At 58.0% G+C, this 6,709-nt stretch carries 5 protein-coding genes; 2 read left to right on the top strand and 3 right to left on the bottom strand.

The genetic code is table 11. The features are described from left to right. Positions 1-127: 127 nt before the first annotated feature. Positions 128-538 carry a YunG family protein gene (locus DXT88_RS06940; protein ID WP_265212152.1) on the top strand — a complete coding sequence of 137 codons (411 nt, stop codon included), beginning with the start codon at positions 128-130 and terminating at the stop codon, positions 536-538. Between the two features lie 96 nt (positions 539-634). Beyond that, a complete protein-coding gene (locus DXT88_RS06935) occupies positions 635-1,123 on the top strand; it encodes an AAA family ATPase (protein WP_265212151.1) in 489 nt (162 codons plus the stop codon). Positions 1,124-1,316: 193 nt separating this feature from the next. Here DXT88_RS06935 and DXT88_RS06930 read toward each other — a convergent pair whose 3' ends face one another. Genes DXT88_RS06930 through imuA form a run of 3 tightly spaced genes read right to left on the bottom strand, consistent with a single transcriptional unit; the run spans position 1,317 to position 6,583 of the window. Then, complete coding sequence (locus DXT88_RS06930) at positions 1,317-4,481, bottom strand: error-prone DNA polymerase (protein WP_265212149.1); 3,165 nt, start codon at positions 4,479-4,481, stop codon at positions 1,317-1,319. 10 nt (positions 4,482-4,491) lie between these two features. Further along, the gene (locus DXT88_RS06925; protein ID WP_265212147.1) at positions 4,492-5,952 is read right to left on the bottom strand and encodes a Y-family DNA polymerase; all 1,461 of its coding nucleotides are present in this window, start codon (positions 5,950-5,952) and stop codon (positions 4,492-4,494) included. Continuing rightward, a complete protein-coding gene (imuA, locus tag DXT88_RS06920; protein ID WP_265212145.1) occupies positions 5,882-6,583 on the bottom strand; it encodes a translesion DNA synthesis-associated protein ImuA in 702 nt (233 codons plus the stop codon). Before imuA ends, DXT88_RS06925 begins: the two co-directional genes overlap by 71 nt. Positions 6,584-6,709 lie beyond the last annotated feature (126 nt).

Here is a 6,709-nt window from a genome sequence, read left to right as displayed (position 1 = left end):
CGGCCAGGAGCAGCCGCTCGACACGAATGTCTAAAGCGCTGATAATTTTCCTGTCATTCATCAGGAGGCTGGTGGCAACTCAATTTCCTAGGAGCGCCCTGGCGCAACAACATAGATTGACCGGACAATGAAGAGCCTCCCTCAAAATTTCATGCTCCTCCTTCGTGAAGCGCTAACCGCCTCCTGGGATAAACAAACCGCTTATTTAGAAGTGACGCAAATGGGAAATCCGGCCCTAGGTCAGTGCTATCCAACGTCACGGACGGTGCAGCACTACTATCCCGAAACCGAAATCATCAAAGGAAAGGTGTGGACCGGGAAAACGCTAGATATCCACTTCTGGAATGGGCTTCGTATCGGCGCCGACTGGTATCACATTGACTTGACCTGGCAGCAGTTCCCGGCCAGTTCAATCATTCAGGAATTCGTAGTCATCAAAAATCACGAATTGAATGACAGTGAAGCGACGATGCAACGCTGTGAGTTGCTGTTAAAGAGGGTTGATAGCTATTTAAAGGCTCGCTTCGAGGCTGCGTGAGAAATCCTCGCCAGGAACAGACATTCTGGATACCCAGATTTTCAAACGAGTGTGAAAATTTTCTCCAAGACGAAATATGATTTGAAGGGATGTTGCTTGGATATCTCAAGAACAATAATCATCGGAAACTCTGGCTCTGGAAAGAGCTGGTTGGCGGAGCGCTTGGCGAAAAACAATGGCGGTGCCTGCATAGATTTAGACTCCGTTAATTGGCTGGAAAGCGGATATAACCGAGCCAGAGAACGAAGCGAAGCAATTGAGCTAACTAAAGCCGCCGCCTCGCAAGAGCGATGGGTCATTGAGGGAATCTATGGATGGCTAGTTGATGAAGTGATGTCACGTGCTACGGCGCTTATATGGCTGAGCTTAAGCGAGGAGGAATGTCTGACCAATATCAAGTCCCGCGGTCGACGTGGGAATGCCAGCGAACAGTCATTCGCCGACTTGCTTGAGTGGGCGGACACTTATCGTATTCGGACAGGCTCAAGTGCCTTCAACGCTCATCAGCGTATTTTTGATGGTTTTCCTGGGCAAAAAATAATTCTTCTTAACAGAGACGAAGTAGTTGCGCTGGCCAATTCTTAGCGTTGGCCGCAATCGGCCAGAAGCAGTCGTTGAACAATTAAAAGGCCAGCAAAAATATGCCATTGCTGACTATCGGCAATCGCGCACTTTCGATAATCGACGAGGAGTAGCTGAGATACGACTTGATGTTATTCGATACCCCTGGCTGCCGAAATCATGCATTCGATAATCCATAGCGTGCAGGTAAAATCTCTCAACAAAAATCACGGCTGCTGACGTTGATCTCGCCCAGTAAATACGACAAGTCGACCAGCCGTTTCGCCACGAGATGCTTTACGCCGGAATGACTCTGCCAGATGCCGTAGACACCCAGTAACGAAGCATTGAGGACTTCATTTCGCTGCTTTTCCACCAATGTTGGCCAGATGATGACATTGGTTGATCCAGTTTCGTCTTCGATGGTGATGAAGAGCACGCCCTTAGCGGTACCGGGACGCTGGCGCACGGTGACGATGCCGCAGCCACGCGCGAACTGGCCATCCTGAAATGTCGCCATGAGATCATGGGGCAGAAATTTGCGTCTGGTCAGTATCGGTCGCAGCAACGCTACCGGATGGCGTTTCAATGTCAAGCCGGCACTGCGGTAGTCGGCGACTATGTCTTCGGCTTCGGAGGGCGCCTGCAATGTCAGTGATTCTTCGCGTGAAGGTGCAGCACGCAGCAAGTCCTTGGCAGGCACCGCATCGAGCGCTTGCCACAATGCTTCGCGTCGATGGCCGCTCAGCGCGACCAGAGCATTCCCCGCAGCGAGTGCTTGCAGGTCGCGCTTATCGAGGCCCGCGCGACGGGCAAGCTCCTGGATGTCGCTAAATACTTGTGTCCGGCGCGCCTGTTCGATGCGCAATGCGGCTTCTTCCTTCATGCCGCCGAGCAAGGACAATCCCAATCGCACGGCAGGCCGTGCCGCACGGAGGTCTTCCAGCGTGCTTTCCCAATTACTGTGCATGACATCGGCCGGCAACACGCGTACACCATGGCGCCGCGCATCCTGAATCAATTGCGACGGCGAGTAGAACCCCATAGGCTGGCTGTTCAGCAAGGAACACAGGAAGGCTTCCGGTTCATGACATTTGATCCAACTGCTGGCGTAGGCAAGTAGCGCAAAGCTGGCGGCATGGCTTTCCGGAAAGCCGTATTCCCCGAAGCCCTGGATCTGTCGAAAAATGGCTTCCGCGAACGTCTTCTCGTAGCCGCGTTCCAGCATGCCATTGATGAGCTTGGTTTCGTATTTTTCCATGCCGCCTTTGCGCTTCCATGCCGCCATGGCGCGGCGCAGCCCATCAGCCTCTCCCGGCGTAAAACCGGCGGCGAGAACGGCAATTTGCATCACCTGCTCCTGGAAGATCGGTACGCCTCGGGTGCGCTCCAGGGCCTGGCGCAAGATTTCCTTGGGATAGGTCTCGGGTTCGCGACCTTCACGCCGCCGCAAAAAAGGATGCACCATGCCGCCCTGGATAGGACCGGGTCGCACGATCGCCACCTGCACCACGAGATCGTAAAAACGGCGAGGTTTCAGTCGCGGCAACATGCTCATCTGCGCCCGGCTTTCGATCTGGAACACGCCGATGGTGTCGGCCTTGCAGATCATGTCGTAGGTGACGGGATCTTCGCGCGGGATGTCCTGCATGGTAAACGGGACGCCGCGTCGTTTGCCGACCAGTTCCAGTGCCCGTCGCAAGGCCGACAGCATCCCCAGCGCCAGCACGTCGACCTTGAGCAAGCCGAGCGATTCAAGATCGTCCTTATCCCACTGAATCACCGAGCGGTCCGGCATGGCGGCGTTTTCGATCGGCACCAGCCGCGACAACTTGTCGCGCGCAATCACGAAGCCGCCGCTGTGCTGCGACAGATGACGCGGGAAGTTGAGCAATTGCTGCGCCAGGATGGCCCACTGGTGAGCGATGGGCGAGGCCGGGTCGAGACCGCATTCGGCAAAGCGTTCCAGCATGTTGTAACGATTGTCGAACCATTGGTGCGACTTGGCGACCTTGTCGACGATGGAGGCGTCCACGCCCAGCGCCTTGCCGACATCGCGCAGTACGCCGCGTGGCCGGTAAGTATGGACTGCCGCTGCAATGGCGGCGCGCATGCGGCCGTATTTGCGGTAGATGTACTGAATCACTTCTTCGCGCCGCTGATGCTCGAAATCGACATCGATATCGGGTGGCTCTCCGCGTTCCTTGCTGATGAAGCGCTCGAACAGCATGACCGAACAGGTCGGGTCGACTTCGGTTACGCCCAGGCAGTAGCAGACGACCGAATTGGCCGCGGAGCCGCGGCCCTGACGCAAGATCCCCTGATCGCGCGCGAAGCGGACGATGTCGTAGACCGTGAGGAAATAAGGCTCATAGGCCATGTCGTTGATCATCGTCAGTTCGTGCTCGATCTGATCGATGACCTTTTGCGGAATACCGCCGGGATAGCGTAGATACGCACCGAGATAGACCTCCTGGCGCAAATAGGCGGCAGGAGTCTGTCCGTCGGGGACCAATTCTTCGGGATATTCGTAGCGCAAATCGCTTAGCTTGAAGGTGCATAGCGCCGCAATGTGCAAGGTTTCCTGCAATGCCGCCGCCGGGAAAATATTTGCCAGACGCAAGCGCGAGCGCAGGTGCTGTTCGGCGTTCGGCGCCAGATCGTAGCCGCAGTCGCCGACCGCTTTGCCGAGACGGATGGCAGTCAATGTGTCTTGCAGCGGTTTGCGCGAACGGACATGCATGTTGACTTGGCCGAGGGCGGCTATGCACAGCCCGTGACGGTCGGCCGTAGCCTGGAGGACGCCGCGATGTCGGGCGTCCAAAGGACGATAGAGCTGTGTCAGCCCCAGCCATGCCCGTTGGGGAAACGTCTGTTTGAGCCAGCGAGTTTGCTGTTCCAGTATCTCGGCGTCGGCCGGATAATGCGGCGCCAGGATCAGCAGGCAATCAGGCAGTCCGCGCAAATGGGCGTGCGAAGCCTGCGGCGCAGAAAAGTCATCGATGCCGAGTCGATAGTCCCCCTTGTCAGCGCGGGTGCGCCCCAGAGTGATCAATTCGGACAGATTCCCGTAGCCTTCGCGGTTTTGCGCCAGCGCGATCAGCGTCATGGGCGGTTGCTCCGGCGACCAGTCGATACGGAAATGTGCGCCAATGATCAGCTTGATTTCGCGGTCTTTAGTTTGTGTGTATGCGCGCACGACGCCGGCCAACGAGCATTCATCGGTCACGGCGAGCGCGGCATAACCGAGTTGGATTGCGCGTACGGCCAATTCTTCCGCATGCGAAGCGCCTTCCAGAAACGTGAAGTTGGAGAGGCAGAACAACTCGGCATAATCCGGAATGGCGGGTGTCGCCGGTAGGACAGAAGGTGTCTCGCTCATGGCGTTCCTCTTAACCGAACAAACCGTGCAGGTACCAATGCGGCTCCCTACCGTCGACATCGCCGATGCGTTCGCGGTAGATCCAATAATGGCAATGGTTCGCGCCTTCGGCGATGTAATAGTCGCGCGTCACCAGCAGGCCGTTCCACCAGCCCGCCTCGATGCGTTCGGGTGGCGAGACCGGGCGCAGGCGTGCGCCGTAATAAGGACGATGTGCACGTAGGGGCAGCACGACAGGTTGCTCCAGCAGCCAGGTCGGGCGCGGCGGCAAGGGACGGTGGTCCAGCGATGTGGCCGTCGCCATGACCGGCACCCAGCGATTGGCTTGTTCTGGCCGATAATCCGCCAGCGGCGAGGCTTGCAGCACCTTATCCGCACCCAGCCGAGCGACCAGCAATTCGAGCAGGCGCTTGTAGTCTGCCGGCGAACCGCCCGGTTCGGGAAACAGCTTGTCGCTGGCCGGCGCCATGGGCTCGGTTTCGGCGGCTTCCAGCACGACGGCGATAATGGGCGCGCTGATTTCAAGATGCGCCAGCCGTTCTTTTAACAGGCGGATCAAGTGGCTGTCTTGCCAGGTCGATTCGGCCAGGGCGAGCTGAATTGCAGTAGGCGCGACGGCCTGGCGGCCCCGTTCGTGCTCCAGTTGCACGTGCACCTGCTTGACCGCCAACTGGCGAGCGCTCAGCCATCCGCATAGCTGGGCCAGTAGCGCTTGCACGGTATGCAGTGCAGCGTCGGCATGTTCAATGCGTTCGTTTAGTTCGATACGTTGCCGGAAAGTCGGCGGCATCTCGATCCAGGCATGCAACTCCGGTGCATTACCGTAGGCGCAATCAAGCGTATCGAGCATGTGGGTGTGGCCGCGTCGTTGCAAGCCGGCGCGCGGCAAACGGCGCAGATCGGACAAGGTACGGCAGCCGATGCCTTCAAGCCAGTCGAGATAGGGCGCCACAGTGAGCAAGGCGCTGACCGGAAGCCGGTCGAGGCATTGATGCAGACGTTCTTTCTTCATTATCCTGACACCGCCATGCCGAGCCAGCAAGGCGGCACCCGCAGCAGTCGGCGCGCAACTGATGATGGCCGTCAGACCGAGCCGGTGCATGGTGCAACGCACACGCTGGCATAGCATCCGAATGCCGCCGAACAGGCGCAGACTCGCGCCGATATCGAGCAGGACCGTTGCGTCATCGCTGAAACTGGCCTGCGGCGTGTATTGCAGCAAAGCGGTCGCAGCGCCGAACAGCGTCTGCGCTTCGCGCTCAGGTGCACGGTCATGCATCGGTGCCTGCGGCAGCAAGGCCAGCACGCCGCCGCGACGCATGCCATGGCGCACTCCGGCATCCTGGGCAGACGACGAGGCCGCCATAACGCGCGCGTGTTCCAGTACGACGGCGGCAGTGTTACCCAACCAGTTCGGATAAAACACTTCCAACGGCAGCAGGGGCAGGTGTACGGCGATCCACAGGCGCATGATGCAAAAGATTCAGAGAAGGCAAGGAAATAAATAAAGGTTCATCGCGTTGCGGCCCGCGTCGCTTGATGAAGCCGATATCAATGCCGCCGGCGGCCGGCGTCAATGACAGCCGCAAGGCCGCAGGCGACGCATCCTGCGCGCAACTGAGAGGCCGCAACATGACAAAGAGCGTATTGCCGCTTTGCGCCGCCAGATGCAGACGCCGCAAACTGTCTTTGCGCAGATGGCGTTGCCAAAGCAGCAGCGCGGCACAGCTATCGGATTTCAATATCTGTTCCGCAGCCCAGGCGGCATCGGCACTCGTGGCAGTGCGCACCGATAGCAACCGCGAGGCGTCCACACCATTCTGATGCCAGCCAATGATCTGGGGAGCATGCGGCGTCTGCACCAGCGCAATACGATGCGGCGCCAGCGCTTGCAGCGCCGGTCCCAGCAAACGTAACTCGCCCACACCGGGTTGTTGCAACAATAAATCGATCAATGCACCGGTCGGCCAACCGCGTCCCGGCAGCTCTTTCGACAAAGCTGCGAAGCCGGTGTCGATGCAGCGCGCACCGCCAAGCGCCAACTGAGAGGCAAGCCAGAGCCCGCTGTGTATGCTTTGCGGCGAAGGAGTGGACATGGTCATTTATACTGTACAAATATACAGTATAAATGACTTGGGTGGCTAGTCAAAAATCGAAGACTGGGAAATTTGAATATCTATGAACGGCTAGAAACCGGCATTCAGCAGCACTGAGTGCATTGGTTCTAA

It is taken from the genome of Herbaspirillum lusitanum, from assembly GCF_026127345.1.
Taxonomy (GTDB): Bacteria; Pseudomonadota; Gammaproteobacteria; order Burkholderiales; family Burkholderiaceae_D; genus Herbaspirillum; species Herbaspirillum lusitanum.
Note: the sequence above shows the minus strand (reverse complement) of the source record. Positions and strands in the feature narration are given on the sequence as shown.